Consider the following 13520-nt stretch of genomic DNA (forward strand, 5'->3'; position numbering starts at 1 on the left):
GGCGGAGTTGGATTAATTCCCCGCCATTGAAAAGGTTCCACTCTGGATATTCACGGCCTTGTGGTGACGGCTGGTCAGATCTGGATCGGCCTCACCTCGACTGTTCCTTCCAGCCGCCGAGTGAGAACGAGGGTGGCCCCGGACTCTTGATCGAGATCATGTGCGGCCGATACGGCGAAAGGCAAAGGGCGGGATGAGGTCTCCGCCGGTCCTCGCATCGGACGGCGGAAGCGTCTCCTCGAGCAGCATCGCCATCCGGGCATGGAGGGGCGACCTGACGCATACGGGATCGGCCGCCGCAGCATCGCCGGCCAGCGCCAGCGCCTGGCAACGGCAGCCGCCCCAGTCGACATCACGGCGCTCGCAGCTGCGGCAGGGTTCCAGCATCCAGTCCGTCCCACGGAAGGCGTTGAATGCCGGCGAGTCCCGCCAAATGTCGGCCAGCGGCCGAGAGCCGAAGCGCTCGAATCGCAGCGATGGAATGGTCATCGCAGCATGACAGGGCAGCACCAAGCCGTCCGGTGCGATGACGAAAGCATCGCGCCCCCAGCCGCCCATGCAGGGCTTGGGATAGGCCGCAAAATGATCCGCCACCACGAAATCGATCTCCAGCACGCCGACAAGACGTGCCCGTGCGGCCTCCACGGTCGCGACCTGATGCTCTATCGAGGCGCCGTCGGGCAGCAGATAGCGACGATTGAGCAACGCCCAGCCGGCATATTGCACGTTGGCAATCTCCAGCCGCTCGGCGCCGAGCGAGAGCGCCAGGTCGATGTAATCGGGAATTTCCGCGATGTTGTGCCGATGGATCGGCGCATTGATCGTCAGCGCCAGTCCGAGGGCCCGCGCATGTCTGGCGGCAGCGAGCTTTTGCGCGTGGGCGCCGGAATGGCGTCCGATCCGCGCGGTGGTTTCGGCATTGGCACCCTGGAAGCTCACCTGAACATGGTCTAGCCCCGCGCTGGCAAGTGCTTCCAGACGGATGCCGGCAAGGCCGACGCCGGCCGTGATGAGGTTGGTGTAGACACCGGTTTGCGACAGCGTTGACACGAACTGTTCGAGGTCCCGGCGCAGCGTCGGCTCGCCGCCCGAAAGATGCACTTGAAGAACGCCCATAGCCGCCACTTGCTCGAACACGTCGAGCCAGCGTTCCGTCTCCATTTCACGGTCGGCTTTCAGCAAATCAATGGGATTGGAGCAGTAGGGGCACTGCAGAGGGCAGCGATGCGTCAGCTCAGCCAGCATCGCGATCGGAGGGAACGGCGCCTGCGTCACAGCCGCACCAACAGCCGGTCTGCCCATTCCTGCAGGAAGGCGCCGACGTCGGCGTCGATTTCCTGGCCCTGACCGTCATATTCGCAAGCAAGCTCCCTCACGATGGCACTGATTGACGTCTTGCCGTCACAGCGCCGGAGGATGTCCAGTCCGATTGCATCGGGCCACAGAACGCGCTCGGGTGCCAGCACCGCCCAGGCATTCCGGACGGGATCGAAACGCAGGCGTACATAGGGCGCGAGGCGCGGGCGAGATTGCGCCGATACAATCCCTCTCCGGCGGTCCGCTGTCATCCGTTGGTCTCCGGCCGGAAGCAGCCAGGGGGTATGACGCCGTCACGCCCATATGCGTAGTCGAGCGCGTCGAGCATCGCCCAGAGCACATCGCACTTGAAGACCAAGGCGTCGACAACCTTCTGCTGACGTTCCGGCGTATCGGCGTAGCGAAGCACGTAGCCCAGCGCGAAATCGGAATCGCGTGCGGCCTGATCGGGCCGCCGATCGAAATAGGCGAGCGTGTCGGCCCTGACGAAGTCGTATCGCGCCAGCATCGCTGGCACGCGTTCTGCGATAATATCGGGCGAGAAGAGTTCGGTGAGGGAGGAAGCAACTGCTTCGAGCAGCGTATGGGACGCGCAGAAATTGACATACGCCTGCACCGCGAAGCGTGTTGCCGGCAGCGCCAGCCTTTGGCTTTTCACCTCTTCCGACTCAAGGCCGAGCGACGTCGCGAGATGCAGCCAGCGCGCAATTCCGCCACTCCGGCCGTCCTCGCCGTCATGGTCCTCGATGCGCTTGCGCCATGCGGCCCTGAATGCCGGATCCTCGGCGTAGGACAGGATGGTGGCGTCCTTGCGCGGGATGGCCGCCTGATAGCAGTAGCGGTTGAGCGCCCAGGCCTGCAGCTCGGTCTTCGACATCGCTCCCTCCACCATTCTGCGATGGTAGGGGTGTCGGTTGTGATAACGCTCGCGGCCGACCTGCAGAAGGACTGTGCGCAAATCTTGTTCATTGAGGCCGCGGCCGACCACGTCGGAAAAATCGTTCACAGCATGAGCTCCATCCGGTCTTGCGCAATCTCCCATCCAGCTGCGCGCACCGCCGCGTGTTCGGGCGATTCCTCGTCCAGAACCGGATTTGTGTTGTTGATATGGATGAAAATCCGGCGGTCGACCGGCAGGTGGTTCAGACATGCGATCGCACCGTTCGGTCCGGACATGGCGATGTGTCCCATGCGCGCGCCGGTCTTCACGCCCACGCCGGCCGTGATCAGCTCGTCGTCCGTGAACACTGTGCCGTCGAGGAGAACCATGTCGGCGCCGGCAATCCGTTGCCGCAGCGATTCATCGACGGCTGTACAAGCGGGAATGAAGAGCAGCGAGCGGCTCCCCTCCATCAGACGAACCCCGATCGTGCCGCCATCGGCGGAACGGAGCTCCGGATCCTGTCGGCCGCCATCTTCAAGAAAGAGCGCCACCTTGCCAGGAACGGAAAACACCTCGATGCGGATGCCGATTTCCGCGCCCTCGGCATCGCAAAGATCGATGAAGCCTTCAGGAGGAAGGCAGCGGCGCGAAACAATCTGAGCATCGAGGACATCGAAGATCGAATTGGAGGCGATAACCGCCAGAACCTGCTCCGTTGCATAAAGAGCGAAGGGTTGCCGCTCACGCAAGCTGAGGAGCCCCGAAATCTGGTCGATCTCGGCGCCGGTCAGGACGACGGCTGCCAGCGGTGTGGCGCGTGCCGACATCTCCGGATGCGGTTGGAGTTCAGGGTTTTCAGCAATCTGCTGGCGGATATCGGGAGAGGCATTGAAAAGCACCCAGTGTCGCCCGTCTGGAGATGCCGCAACACTCGTCTGAAGACGCGGGCGGACCCCAGGATTACCCGCCCGCGCGGCCCTGTTCAGCCTGTCGTTGGCGTTCCACTGAGGAAAACCGCCACCCGCGGCGGACCCGATGATCCTAATCCACACGCCGTGACAAACTCCGCGTTTCTCTATTCCAGCAATGTCGCGAACCGGTCGAGCACAGCCGATGCCGTACCCGCCGGTTGCGTAATGTCATTTCTTTGTGGTGATTTCGGCAGGCAAATAGCGCGATATCTCCATTCCCGCCGCGACTTCGCACATGACGGGCTTCTTCCAAGTCTTCTTCTTCATGTCTTTCTCCGATCTGGCTGCCTTGGAAATACCGCAGCCAATCCCATAAGCACGCAGCCCAAGCTTTGTTCCCGACAGGGTATGCGAGGGGTGCTCTTTCGGATTGGGCGTCGGACGCTCGCGTCAAAGAAAAGACAGATCAACCGAAAGCGGAACCGGGGTGGCGGATGTTCGCGCGAAGCTTACAGCATCGGCCGGCCACCTGTGACCAGAAGCAAGCCCCGGTGAAACAACCGGCTTCTGACGAAGCCAGGAGGATGTAAGCCGGCGCAACGCAACTCTTGAGGAAATCGCCCTGCTGGCGCTAAGCTCGTTCTCCTGCATCTTGTATCGGGCACAATGATGAACGGTGAGGCGAAAAGCAGCCTGTCCGGGCGCGCCATGCGCTGGGCCATCGCATTGACCGAGCAGAAGAGCGTCACCGGGACCGGCGGCGAAGCCTCGTTCGGCCCGTGGCTGGCAGACGAGTTACGCCGCGAAGCCGCGTTTCGCCACGCGGAACCTGGACCATAGAGGTCGAGCCGGAAGATGGCCGCCATTGCGTGGCGATTCTGGTCCGCGGTACTGGCCGCGCCACCATCGTGCTGACCGGTCACTACGACACCGTCACGACGCGCGACTATGGCGATCTGGAGGATCTGGCCACCCAGCCGCAACAACTCACCCAAGCGCTAAGAAAAACTTTGGCCATGGCCGAGGCGCCTGCCGTGAGGCGGGCGCGGGACGACTTCGCCTCGGGGGAGTTTCTCGCCGGCCGCGGGCTGCTCGACATGAAGGCCGGTTTGGCCGCCGGGCTGGCGGTTTGCGCCGCATTCGCCGAAAGCACCAACGCGGCGGGAAACTTTCTGTTTATCGCGGTTCCCGACGAAGAGAACAATTCTGCCGGTGCGCGCAAAGCGGCACAGGTTCTCACCGAGATAGCCGGCGAGCACGAGTTGGACATTTTCGCGGCGATCAATCTCGATACGATCGCCGACGACGGGGACGGCAGCAAGGGTCGCGTCATCGCGCTTGGAACGGTCGGCAAGCTGCTTCCGACGGCCCATGTCGTCGGCGTTCCCGCGCATAGCGGCTTTCCGTTGAGTGGCCTGAATGCGGCGACCATTGCCGCGGCCATAGCCGCCCGGGTGGAATGGGCATCGGAGCTGACCGACGACTCCCGGTCGCTTCCGGGTACACCGCCGAGTCTGCTCAGCATTCGCGACGGCAAGTCCGGCTATGACGTGACCACGCCGGCTGCGGCGTTCGCCACCTTCAACGTGCTGAGCTATCGCCGGACGCCGGATGAGGTGCTCGAACGCTTCGACCGGCTTTGCGCCGATGCTGCTTCGGCCTGCCTGGCGGAGTTGAAGCGGCGGCGGCACTTCCAGCACGGCAGCGCCGCGATCGATCTCCTCGAAACAATCCCCCTGCATCGTTACGAGGCAGTGCTGGACCGTCTCGACGCGGAGGCAAGATCGAGGCTTGGCGCCGTTGGGGCTTCGCTTGCCGCCCGCGATGTTCCACTGCCGGAGCAATGCCGGCTGGTCACCGACTAGGCATGGCGATTGAGCCGCTTGCCGGGACCGGCAATCGTCACCGGCTTCGGCTCGATACCTTACTTGCCGACGAACCTTTCGGACCGGCCGGCAGCGGCGCGGCTGCGGGCGATCGCTTCGGACGTCGCGGCCGACGCAAGCGCCCGCTATGGCTCGGCAATCGGCTGTGCGGATTATTTCGCCGGCATCTCGGATATGAGCTTCTTTGGCGAGGCGGCCGAGTCCGGTCTCAAGGTCGTCGCCCGCAACACGCCGATGTGGCGGGACGGCATTCGCTGGCCGAAGTCAGGTGGGCTAGCCAACATTCCCACCATCAATATCGGTCCGTGGGGACGAGACTACCACACGCCGCCTGAGCGGCTTCACATCGGCTATGCTTTCGACGTCCTGCCGCAGGTCGTGAGCGATGTTTGTGCAGCGCTGCTTAAAGAGCAAGGATAGGTACGAGTCCATCAAATCTCGCCAGGAACAAATCGGCGAAGCCGAGGTTTGGTTCTACAAATCAAATCGCGAGGAAATCCTATGGACACTGACGTCAACTCCGAAACCCGTTCGATCTTCATTGTTGGGCTGCGCAACGCCCACGCCATGGAGAACCAGGCACTTTCGATCATGAAGCCTCAGGTCAAGCGGATCGAGAACTATCCGCAGGTCGCCGATCGCCTGCAGCAGCATATCACGGAGACCGAAGGGCAGATCGCCCGGCTGGAATCCATTCTGGATGGCCTCGGCGAGGACCATTCCACATTGAAAGACACGGCCATGTCGATGGTCGGCAGCATGGCGGCGATGGGACATTCCGTAGCCGGCGACGAAATCCTCAAGAACAGCTTCGCCAACTTTGCATTCGAAAATTACGAGATCGCCGCCTACAACTCATTGCTCGTACTCGCCGAAGCCGGAGGGTTTAGTCAGGCAACCAACTCTCTTCAGCAGAATCTCAGCGAAGAAGAAAAAATGGCCGACTGGTTGAAGCAGAACCTTCGCGCCGTCACCTTGCAATACGCCAGGCTGCGTGAGGCGGGAGAGACCGCCAAGAGTTAGGCCGCCCCGCTGGGGAAGAGGAATTCCTGACAACCACCCCAGCCGAATTGACGGGGTGGTTGTTTTTTCTGGGATCGGAAGTGCTGCTAAGGACCGCGCGCCACGCGTCGGCCAGACACGCTTCCTTGGAGCCCGAAGAACCGAACGGATTCAGAGCTAAGAATCCGAACGGATCGGAGCGCCCCGGTTCTGATGGCTTGAACGCCGCGATCCCATTTGTCTGCGGAAGGTTGCGGACTCCTGGCCGACTTCGATGTTCCCACCGCAAGGCGACCCGCGGTCGAAATCACCAGGAACGACCGGTGGCAGCGCTATGACGTCGATTTGGGAGACTCGTCGGTCTCCGGCAAACGATCGCGAATGGCTTCCTCGGTTTTGCTTGCCGTCTTTTTCACGACTTTCTCGACGCGGTCGACCAACGTCTCGGCGTCGCCGCTGGAACCCTGTCGGTCAGCCTCTTCCTTTACAGTCTCATATGCTTCGGCGGCAACCTGCTTGGCTTGCTCCACGCCTTCTTCAACGACTTCTTCGGCACTGTCACGAAGCTTGTCGCGGTAAGGGCCGAGTTGCGCGTCTTCCGCGGCGGTGTGAGGCAGCATCACGCCGATGGCTGTGCCCACGGCAAGGCCCACCGCGGCCATTGCCAGAGGTTCGCGCTGGAACAGGTCCTGCGCCGACTGCCGCACCCGCCCCGTCATATCGGTGGCGGCCGAGCCGACCTGCCCGGCTGTGCTTCTCAATCTTTCTTTGGCGCCGCTCGCAACGTCTGCCACAGCCTCAGTCGCACCGCCTGCCACGGACGCAACCGAACGAGCGGCATCGGAGAGCATGGAGCCGGCGGAACCTTCGCCCTCGGCACCGTACTCATCGCCGCGTGAGTCCTGCCAGGCCCCGCCCAAGCCCCTCTGGTCAGAGAAGTTTCGGGTGCCGTCAGGCTCCCTGCCGGTCGAATAGGCATCAAGTGCTGAACTGTCTACCGACGTGCCCTTGCCAAGCATCAGCCAGGCTAGGCCCGCGCCGACCAATGTAAGCGGCAACGGATTGTCCCTGACCTGAGTCTTAAGATTGCTGAGCATGGCGGATCCCTCGCCGCTGAACATCCCGGTGAATTCGTCGATCAGTTGGCCCGGTGTCATCTTGCTGCGGATCGTGTCTGCGGTATCTGCCACTCTGGCGCGCGCAATATCAGCATCGCGTTCCAACTCGGCTGCGGATTTCTCGGTCATCTTATCTGTTCCTTGATCACGCGTGCGTCGCGTTTAAGTTGGTCTTGTGTCCGGTCGGGGGTCAACTCGGAGGGAGCCATGCTTGCCTTGCCCGAGCGCAAGAGTATGACGCCCAGTACTGCCACCACGACGCCGACGAGCAGCGAGGACCATCCGGCTCCCAGGCCGGCGCTCGCCAAGGCAATCACCAGCGCCTGCAAAAGCACCATCAGGGCGGCAAGCAGGCAAATGACGCCTCCCATTACCTCCACGGCGCCGGCGCCGACCTTGCTTACCTTTTCCGACATTTCAGCCCGCAACAGCCTGCTTTCGGTTTGAAGCAGTGTTGTGACCTGCTGTGCCAGATCGCTGACAAGGGTTGTCAGGCTGCGAGTGTCCTGATTGTCAGTCATGGGTTTCGCTCCAGGCTTGCATTGGCCCAGTCATCGCCGGACTGATCGGATCCTAGCGGGGCCGGCTCAACTGCCTCTGCCGATTGCCATCCGAACTCATTCGAGCGAGGACCCGTCTCGGGCGCCCGGCCTGTTTCCGACTGGCCCGGTGCTCCGGTTTTGGCAGAGGGTGGCGAGCTCTTGATGAACCGTCCCAGCGCCAGGCCTGCCAATACCGAACCGGCGATCAGCGCGCCCGAGTTTTCGCGGCCGAACGACTGAATTTCGCCAAGCACCTCGTCGAACGGTTTATCCTTCAGGGACGAGGAAAGCCGCTCGAGCCCGCCTGCGGCGTCAAGGGCGAATTTCGAAGCGGTCCGTTGATCATTGTTGGCAAGATGCTCGCTTGCCGCGCGCAATGCGCCGCTGAAGGCCTTGAGGTTGGCGCTCACGTCGCGCTGCGTTCCCTCCGCCTTGTTGAACAATGCTTGCTTTGCTTCCGATGCGTAATCTCCGGCTTTCCTGGTGATCTCGTCACGCGCATCGTGGAGCGCTTCCGTCGCGGTCTGCTTTTCCCGTTGTAGTCTTTCCGAAAGCTCGCTTCTGGCTGTCTCGAAATCGGCCGGCTGACGGCCCTGATCGTCCTGGTCCTGCATGGTGTCTCCTAGTGGAATCCGAGGAAGGAGAGGATCGCAAGCACAACGACGACGAGGCCGATGAGATAAATAACACTGTTCATGGCGCAATCTCCTCCACTGCGCACCGAACTTGCCTGTGCTTCCCGTGTTCCCTCCGACGTCATCTTTTTTGGTAAGCGAAGCCTAACCCGCCTCAAGACGGGATCTTGTCCTGTGCCGATGGCGGTGAGCGCGCGGTTGGGAATGATACGGGACCGGACTCCGGTGCGACTTACGGGTCGAGGCGCAGTTCCTTTCCGGCAGATATTCGTGCTGCATGGGCCGGAATTTTTCCGCAGTGCTTTGACTGCGCATTATCGCAGTGGGACCTGCCTGCGACCTACCACTCGATTGCTGGCCGCGCGATCATCAGCCAGAAAATTCCGAGTACGGCAGCGAAGGCGGGGACGCCGAAGGCGAACCACAGCCAGAAGAGCCGATGATAGCGTGGCGGCAACGGCGCGCCTGCAGCGGCGGCTTGCGAGGCCAGCTTGCGCATCTCCATCTGCATCCAGACGACCGGGAGCCAGAACATTCCGGTGAAGACATAGAGCGCGATCGAAAGCACGATCCAGCCCTCCGACAGCGAGTAGCCTGCCTGCCAGGCGAGCGCAGCGCCCGTCAGCGGCTGCGCGACGACGGCCGTCGCTGTGAAAAGAAAGTCGGCTACGACAACCATGCGCGCCACCGCCGCAACCGTTGCCGTATTGCCCGTCCTGTGGGCGAGCAGCATGAAGAACGCGATGCCGGCGCCGGTGCCAAGCAGCACGGCCGCGCCGATGACATGCAGAAATTTCAGCAGGAAATAGTGCATCAACGCTCCTCCAGCACTGCCAAGGCTACAAAGTGCAGCACCAGGATCGGCAACACTTTGAGGAACGGCCCAAGCGGTTCGTTCCACAGCTCCGGGCGCAGGAAACTTCCGACGGCCAAATAGAGGAGCGAGAGCGCGATGCCGCCATAGAGGCCTTTTCGCGTCGTCGACCGCCAAGCTATGAGCGCGCCGATGGCGATGTCAGCAAGAGCGCCGGCGATCACGATCGGCGCCGACAAGATGCCAGCCACTGTGCTTTGCATCAGATCGATGCCGCCGTTATAGCCGGTGGTCAGCGACAGAATACCCGTCGCGATCCAGAAGAACGGCAGGACGACGAAGATCGCAGGCTTGATGAAATACAGCCGGGCAAACCATTTTTCCTGCACCGTTGCCGGATTGAGCGCGAGGAAACCCGCCAGGGTTTGCGGCCGTATGCCGGTCAAGGCGGTCCAGTTGGAGGGATCTCCAACCGCCCCTCGGGCGATCTCCCTGGCCGCGTTGGTACGCATTGGTGGGCGCCAGCCGAACATCGCGGCAAGATCGCCGAGGCGGTAGAGAAGCCTTGCAACAGCCGCCGGCAAGACAAAGCTAACTGCCGGAGCCCAGCCGAGCCATCGGCGATAGCTGCCGACGACCTCGTCCATGCTCAGCGGTTCGGGACCGACAAGTTCCAGCACGACGCGAGACGGACTGGCGGGAGCGAGAAGGAAGACGACGGTTGAGACCACGTCGTCGAGTTGTACCACCTGGAGCCGGCCGGTGTCGGGCATGGACGGCAGCACCGGCAGCGAGGCGAGACCCCGAAACAATGCGCTGGCTCCAAACACCGGCCGCCCGAGCACCACGGACGGGCGCAGGATCAACCAGTCCAGATCAAGCGCCATAAGCGCTTGGTCGCCGGCCAGTTTCGTCGCCGAGAACGTCGAAGGCTGCGTCCGATCGACGCCTATCGCCGAGAAGTGGATCACCCGGGCAACCCCTGCCCGCGCACAGGCGAGGAAGAGTGCTGCCGCCGCATCGCGATGGACTTCCCGCGTCTTTTCACGGGGGCTGTCCTGCAGAACGCCGGCACAATTGACGACGGCGTCGATGCCCGTGAGATGCGGCAACCAGTCTTCGGGCTGCAGCGCGACCGCCATGTCCAGCACCAGCAACTGATAATTGCCGGCCCGGTTTGCGCCGGAGCTGCGGACCAAGCCGATCACCTCATGCCCTTCGGAAAGAAGGCGTGCGACGACCGAGGCACCGATCAGGCCGGTGGCGCCGGCAACCAGAACTTTCACACTGGACCCCATTCTCCGACGGCGGGGAAGTATCGTTCATTCCCGCTTATCGCCCTCGATACTCCCCTTCATAGCGGAAAGTTCTTCCTTCGTGCATAACAACCGCGGCCGCGCCGGGTCGGAGATGTCGAGCTTGTCCCAGGGAATGCGGTACATGCTGTCGCGACTGCGCATTCGAAAGACGTCGAGGACCGCTGTGCCGATGGCAGAAGCGGACAGGCGCTCGAATGCTGCGTAGATGCCGACATGGTACTCGGTAACCACGAGGTCATCGCCATCCGGTTCGGCGCGTATCTCCTCGATATGGCCGATGCTTTTGCCGCGCTGCGAAAGCACATTCCTGCCAGCCAATTGCTCAAGATTGACGGTGGCCATCATCCAGCTCCCGGGATACGCCCAATGACATGATCGCGCAGCCAGTCCTGCCAGTCGAAAATCGCCGTTTCGCGGACGTCGATATCGAACTCGATGTCGACGCCGATGTCGCGCACCTTGTTCCATGCGATGCGGTGCGGCTCGGCATGGCGCCTGCCGCCGAGCCTTGCCGCAAGCCGCGCCATCCAGCGCCCGGGCCGCTCGCCAAGCCGGCGCGCCAGCGTGATCGAACCGAGCTCGACCGCAATAATTTTTGGCGGCTTGCCTGGCCTGAGTTCGGCCACCAGCCCGTCCACCTTGCCGATCTTGACCTGCTCGCGGTCGACCACTTGCTTGTCCAGGATGTCGCGCAGCAAATCCATCAAGTGCCTCCGAATATCTGCAAAGGAATAGTCACGACTGCGAGCACGAAACCGAGCGCTATGATGAAGATGACCGCGGCATTCGCGATCAGGCCATTGCGGTGCTCGCCGACATAACGCTCGTCGTTCAGCAGGAAGAGGAACGGAACCACGGTCAGCGGCAGGCTGGCGGCCGTCAGAGCCATGGAAAAGATGGTGAGCTTCAGCGGATCGAGACCCAATGCGATCGGAATGGCGGCGAGAAACAACGAGATCGTATAGACGGTGCTGAAGCCGGGATCGTCGCGCGGTTTCAGGTCCTCGCCCCAGGTCCAGCCGAAACCCTGCGCCACAAGGTACGCTTGCTGCAGCCCGATTTCGAGCGCGGCACCGAAGCAAGCTATGCCTAGTGAAGCAACGAACAGGACGAACCCCCAGAAACCGAAGATCGGAATCAGCATCAGCGGCAGTTGGTGGTAGTCATCGATCTGCTCAATGCCGTGCGCTGCCAGCACCAGCGCTGCCACGATCAACACACCGATAGCGATTGTGCCGCCAAAACACATGCCCAAGCCGGCAATGGCCCGATTGGCTCCGAGATAGCTCTTGTCCCATTGGTCCTCGATCGCTCCCGACGAATAGAACATGAACAAATAGGGCGAGATCGACGCACCAAGAATGCTGACCGCCATGAACCAGTAATTGGCCGCGTCGTGCTCGGGCAGAGTGGGCACGGCACCGGCCGCAACCTGCCCCCAATCGGGCTTCAGCATGACGGCGCCAACCACGAAGCACAGCGTGACCAGCCCGAGGACCGCGACGCCTTTTTCGATGAATCCGAACGTGCCTTTCCAAAGGAACAGCCATGCCAGAAAAGCGACCGGCAGCGCCCACCACTGAAAGCCGATGCCGGTGGCGAGCTCGAGCGCAATGGCAACACCGCCGATTTCGGCTGCCATGACCAGGAAGTTGACCAGCAAAGTCGCAAGCAACGGCCACAGAAAGGCGTTGAAGCCAAACCGTTCCCGGATCCCGTCGGCTATGGTGTGATGACTTACGGCGGCGAAGCGGCCGGCCATCTCGACCAGGAAGATGATGCAGATCACGCCCAGAACGACGGCCCAGATCAGCTGGAATTTGAACGCCGCGCCGGCCTGAGCGGCGGTCGCCATCGATCCGACCTCGAGAAAGCCGCCAACGCTGGTGACGACGCCAAGCGATATTTCGAGCAGCTTCTTCATGGTTTCGGCGCGAAATATCTGGCGTAGGACGCGCTCAGATCGGCGGCGGCGGCCCGAAGGTCTTGCTGCGCGTGTTCCACGTCCGAGCGGTTGCCGTCCTGCACTGCGGTCGCTGCGCGTGTCACCGCCGCCGAAAGCCGTCCGACCGCCGTCGTCAGACCGGCTTGCTCGCTGGGCTCAGGCGACTTGGCGGACTGGATTTGCGCACCGGCATCGGCGAGCGCCTTGCCGACCGATTGCAACGTGCGCGACGTGTATTTCGAAGGGGCTGCCCCAGCGACCCAAGCCTCCAGGACCAGCGATGCGGTCTGTGTGGCGGAAGCCGCGATTTTCGACTGCTGCTCGACCTGGTCGGAAGGCGTGCATGCCGTCAGTACAGATATTATCAGCAGCAAGCACAGGCGGTCTGGTCGAAGACCGACGGCTGTAACGGCATTTACAATACGTGCTTGTAGCGTTGCTGCCACACGATTGTTCTCCCCGCACCAAGCGACTTCGGCGTGAAGTTTGATCTAGAGCGCCCGGTAATCACGTCAACTGAACCGGATGAACGGCGCTGGCAGCGCGGAACAAACCAGCGATCGCCGGATTAGGTGACGAGGAGGCAAAGGCCATGGACAGGGAAGAGCGTATCAGGCAGCGAGCCCATGAGATCTGGGAGCGCGAAGGCCGTCCGCAAGGACGCGAGCGCGAGCATTGGGATCAGGCCGTGCAGGAGATCGAAGCTGAGGGTTCCGAGGCCGAACGCGGTCCGGTCGTGCCCGATCCAACGGTCGGGGCCGGCTCCAATCCAGAGGCGCGCGGCAGCAAGCGGCGGGGGAAGTGAGGTCCAATGCCTCGTCTCGTCGCCTGGATCGTGGTCGTACTGGTCGTGCTGTTCGCCGCCTGGCTGATGATCGGACGCGACAGAACCAGTGGCGGAGCTCAGCCCACGCCGCATGCAATAGATCAGAATGGATAGGAGCTGACATGGCGGGAACCGATACTCATCCTGAACAGGACCCTGCCGAAGGATCGCGATCGACAGTGGAAAAGCAGCTCCGCAAGGAGGAAGGCGGCGAGGGTCAAAATCGCAAAGCCGAGCCAGCTTCCGACAAATCCGGCAGCAAGACCAAGACGCCTTCGGAAGCGCGCAAGAAAGGCTCAGGCTTGGATTGAGCCGGCTGACA

21 protein-coding genes are annotated in these 13520 nt (G+C 62.2%); 7 read left to right on the forward strand and 14 right to left on the reverse strand.

From position 1 onward, the window contains the following. Nucleotides 1-156 precede the first annotated feature (156 nt). The 5 genes from pqqE to NKJ93_RS17575 form a co-directional block, all read right to left on the reverse strand. A complete protein-coding gene (gene pqqE, locus NKJ93_RS17555) occupies nucleotides 157-1302 on the reverse strand; it encodes a pyrroloquinoline quinone biosynthesis protein PqqE (protein WP_352590390.1) in 1146 nt (381 codons plus the stop codon). Beyond that, the gene (gene pqqD, locus NKJ93_RS17560; protein ID WP_023716589.1) at nucleotides 1272-1568 is read right to left on the reverse strand and encodes a pyrroloquinoline quinone biosynthesis peptide chaperone PqqD; all 297 of its coding nucleotides are present in this window, start codon (nucleotides 1566-1568) and stop codon (nucleotides 1272-1274) included. Before pqqD ends, pqqE begins: the two co-directional genes overlap by 31 nt. Further along, nucleotides 1565-2305, reverse strand: a complete 741-nt coding sequence (pqqC, locus tag NKJ93_RS17565) for a pyrroloquinoline-quinone synthase PqqC (protein ID WP_352493902.1) — start codon at nucleotides 2303-2305, stop codon at nucleotides 1565-1567. The genes pqqD and pqqC overlap by 4 nt, the downstream gene beginning before the upstream one ends. A 14-nt stretch (nucleotides 2306-2319) precedes the next feature. Continuing rightward, a complete protein-coding gene (pqqB, locus tag NKJ93_RS17570) occupies nucleotides 2320-3252 on the reverse strand; it encodes a pyrroloquinoline quinone biosynthesis protein PqqB (protein WP_352482839.1) in 933 nt (310 codons plus the stop codon). A gap of 87 nt (nucleotides 3253-3339) precedes the next feature. Continuing rightward, nucleotides 3340-3438, reverse strand: coding sequence for a pyrroloquinoline quinone precursor peptide PqqA (locus NKJ93_RS17575; protein WP_352482840.1), 99 nt, complete (start codon nucleotides 3436-3438; stop codon nucleotides 3340-3342). A 342-nt stretch (nucleotides 3439-3780) separates the two neighbouring features. On the opposite strand from NKJ93_RS17575, the gene NKJ93_RS17580 reads away from it, so the two are divergent. From NKJ93_RS17580 to NKJ93_RS17595, 4 genes are all read left to right on the forward strand, one after another. Further along, on the forward strand, nucleotides 3781-3951 hold the full coding sequence (locus NKJ93_RS17580) for a hypothetical protein (protein WP_352590393.1): 171 nt from the start codon (nucleotides 3781-3783) through the stop codon (nucleotides 3949-3951). A 29-nt stretch (nucleotides 3952-3980) separates the two neighbouring features. Further along, nucleotides 3981-4976: a M20/M25/M40 family metallo-hydrolase gene (locus NKJ93_RS17585; RefSeq protein ID WP_352590396.1), complete on the forward strand. Its 996-nt coding sequence runs from the start codon at nucleotides 3981-3983 to the stop codon at nucleotides 4974-4976. A gap of 9 nt (nucleotides 4977-4985) precedes the next feature. After that, nucleotides 4986-5417, forward strand: a complete 432-nt coding sequence (locus tag NKJ93_RS17590) for a zinc-binding metallopeptidase family protein (protein ID WP_352590399.1) — start codon at nucleotides 4986-4988, stop codon at nucleotides 5415-5417. Nucleotides 5418-5498: 81 nt separating this feature from the next. Then, a complete protein-coding gene (locus tag NKJ93_RS17595; RefSeq protein ID WP_352482843.1) occupies nucleotides 5499-6020 on the forward strand; it encodes a ferritin-like domain-containing protein in 522 nt (173 codons plus the stop codon). A 311-nt stretch (nucleotides 6021-6331) separates the two neighbouring features. On the opposite strand, the gene NKJ93_RS17600 is transcribed toward NKJ93_RS17595, so the two are convergent. From NKJ93_RS17600 to NKJ93_RS17640, 9 genes are all read right to left on the reverse strand, one after another. Beyond that, complete coding sequence (locus NKJ93_RS17600; protein ID WP_352590402.1) at nucleotides 6332-7246, reverse strand: hypothetical protein; 915 nt, start codon at nucleotides 7244-7246, stop codon at nucleotides 6332-6334. Beyond that, nucleotides 7243-7638 (reverse strand): phage holin family protein, encoded by a 396-nt coding sequence (locus NKJ93_RS17605; RefSeq protein WP_352590405.1) that lies wholly within the window; start codon nucleotides 7636-7638, stop codon nucleotides 7243-7245. Before NKJ93_RS17605 ends, NKJ93_RS17600 begins: the two co-directional genes overlap by 4 nt. Further along, nucleotides 7635-8363 carry a hypothetical protein gene (locus NKJ93_RS17610; protein WP_352590407.1) on the reverse strand — a complete coding sequence of 243 codons (729 nt, stop codon included), beginning with the start codon at nucleotides 8361-8363 and terminating at the stop codon, nucleotides 7635-7637. The genes NKJ93_RS17605 and NKJ93_RS17610 overlap by 4 nt, the downstream gene beginning before the upstream one ends. 271 nt (nucleotides 8364-8634) lie before the next feature. Continuing rightward, complete coding sequence (locus tag NKJ93_RS17615; protein ID WP_023716579.1) at nucleotides 8635-9108, reverse strand: DUF2269 family protein; 474 nt, start codon at nucleotides 9106-9108, stop codon at nucleotides 8635-8637. Next, on the reverse strand, nucleotides 9108-10394 hold the full coding sequence (locus NKJ93_RS17620; RefSeq protein ID WP_352590410.1) for an SDR family oxidoreductase: 1287 nt from the start codon (nucleotides 10392-10394) through the stop codon (nucleotides 9108-9110). The genes NKJ93_RS17615 and NKJ93_RS17620 overlap by 1 nt, the downstream gene beginning before the upstream one ends. A gap of 36 nt (nucleotides 10395-10430) precedes the next feature. Beyond that, nucleotides 10431-10769 carry a hypothetical protein gene (locus tag NKJ93_RS17625; RefSeq protein ID WP_352493897.1) on the reverse strand — a complete coding sequence of 113 codons (339 nt, stop codon included), beginning with the start codon at nucleotides 10767-10769 and terminating at the stop codon, nucleotides 10431-10433. Beyond that, nucleotides 10769-11131 carry a hypothetical protein gene (locus tag NKJ93_RS17630; protein WP_023716576.1) on the reverse strand — a complete coding sequence of 121 codons (363 nt, stop codon included), beginning with the start codon at nucleotides 11129-11131 and terminating at the stop codon, nucleotides 10769-10771. Before NKJ93_RS17630 ends, NKJ93_RS17625 begins: the two co-directional genes overlap by 1 nt. Continuing rightward, nucleotides 11131-12351: an NRAMP family divalent metal transporter gene (locus NKJ93_RS17635; RefSeq protein ID WP_352482851.1), complete on the reverse strand. Its 1221-nt coding sequence runs from the start codon at nucleotides 12349-12351 to the stop codon at nucleotides 11131-11133. Before NKJ93_RS17635 ends, NKJ93_RS17630 begins: the two co-directional genes overlap by 1 nt. After that, nucleotides 12348-12746, reverse strand: a complete 399-nt coding sequence (locus NKJ93_RS17640; protein ID WP_352482853.1) for a hypothetical protein — start codon at nucleotides 12744-12746, stop codon at nucleotides 12348-12350. The genes NKJ93_RS17635 and NKJ93_RS17640 overlap by 4 nt, the downstream gene beginning before the upstream one ends. Nucleotides 12747-12964: 218 nt before the next feature. Here NKJ93_RS17640 and NKJ93_RS17645 point away from each other — a divergent pair, with 218 nt between their 5' ends. From NKJ93_RS17645 to NKJ93_RS17655, 3 genes are read left to right on the forward strand one after another with little or no spacing between them, the layout of a single operon-like run. Beyond that, nucleotides 12965-13177, forward strand: a complete 213-nt coding sequence (locus NKJ93_RS17645; RefSeq protein ID WP_352590413.1) for a DUF2934 domain-containing protein — start codon at nucleotides 12965-12967, stop codon at nucleotides 13175-13177. 6 nt (nucleotides 13178-13183) lie between these two features. Next, a complete protein-coding gene (locus NKJ93_RS17650) occupies nucleotides 13184-13312 on the forward strand; it encodes a hypothetical protein (protein WP_280940403.1) in 129 nt (42 codons plus the stop codon). An 8-nt stretch (nucleotides 13313-13320) separates the two neighbouring features. Beyond that, complete coding sequence (locus tag NKJ93_RS17655) at nucleotides 13321-13509, forward strand: hypothetical protein (RefSeq protein ID WP_352590415.1); 189 nt, start codon at nucleotides 13321-13323, stop codon at nucleotides 13507-13509. Nucleotides 13510-13520: the final 11 nt, after the last annotated feature.

The sequence above is a fragment of the Mesorhizobium sp. M0028 genome (genome assembly GCF_040323855.1).
Taxonomy (GTDB): domain Bacteria; phylum Pseudomonadota; class Alphaproteobacteria; order Rhizobiales; family Rhizobiaceae; genus Mesorhizobium.

Coding starts and splice junctions, on each gene's coding strand:
- pqqE (WP_352590390.1), bottom strand. CDS start 1,302: ATGGGCAGACCGGCTGTTGGTGCGGCTGTGACGCAGGCGCCGTTCCCT.
- pqqD (WP_023716589.1), bottom strand. CDS start 1,568: ATGACAGCGGACCGCCGGAGAGGGATTGTATCGGCGCAATCTCGCCCG.
- NKJ93_RS17575 (WP_352482840.1), bottom strand. CDS start 3,438: ATGAAGAAGAAGACTTGGAAGAAGCCCGTCATGTGCGAAGTCGCGGCG.
- NKJ93_RS17580 (WP_352590393.1), top strand. CDS start 3,781: ATGAACGGTGAGGCGAAAAGCAGCCTGTCCGGGCGCGCCATGCGCTGG.
- NKJ93_RS17595 (WP_352482843.1), top strand. CDS start 5,499: ATGGACACTGACGTCAACTCCGAAACCCGTTCGATCTTCATTGTTGGG.
- NKJ93_RS17600 (WP_352590402.1), bottom strand. CDS start 7,246: ATGACCGAGAAATCCGCAGCCGAGTTGGAACGCGATGCTGATATTGCG.
- NKJ93_RS17605 (WP_352590405.1), bottom strand. CDS start 7,638: ATGACTGACAATCAGGACACTCGCAGCCTGACAACCCTTGTCAGCGAT.
- NKJ93_RS17615 (WP_023716579.1), bottom strand. CDS start 9,108: ATGCACTATTTCCTGCTGAAATTTCTGCATGTCATCGGCGCGGCCGTG.
- NKJ93_RS17625 (WP_352493897.1), bottom strand. CDS start 10,769: ATGGCCACCGTCAATCTTGAGCAATTGGCTGGCAGGAATGTGCTTTCG.
- NKJ93_RS17630 (WP_023716576.1), bottom strand. CDS start 11,131: ATGGATTTGCTGCGCGACATCCTGGACAAGCAAGTGGTCGACCGCGAG.
- NKJ93_RS17635 (WP_352482851.1), bottom strand. CDS start 12,351: ATGAAGAAGCTGCTCGAAATATCGCTTGGCGTCGTCACCAGCGTTGGC.
- NKJ93_RS17645 (WP_352590413.1), top strand. CDS start 12,965: ATGGACAGGGAAGAGCGTATCAGGCAGCGAGCCCATGAGATCTGGGAG.
- NKJ93_RS17650 (WP_280940403.1), top strand. CDS start 13,184: ATGCCTCGTCTCGTCGCCTGGATCGTGGTCGTACTGGTCGTGCTGTTC.
- NKJ93_RS17655 (WP_352590415.1), top strand. CDS start 13,321: ATGGCGGGAACCGATACTCATCCTGAACAGGACCCTGCCGAAGGATCG.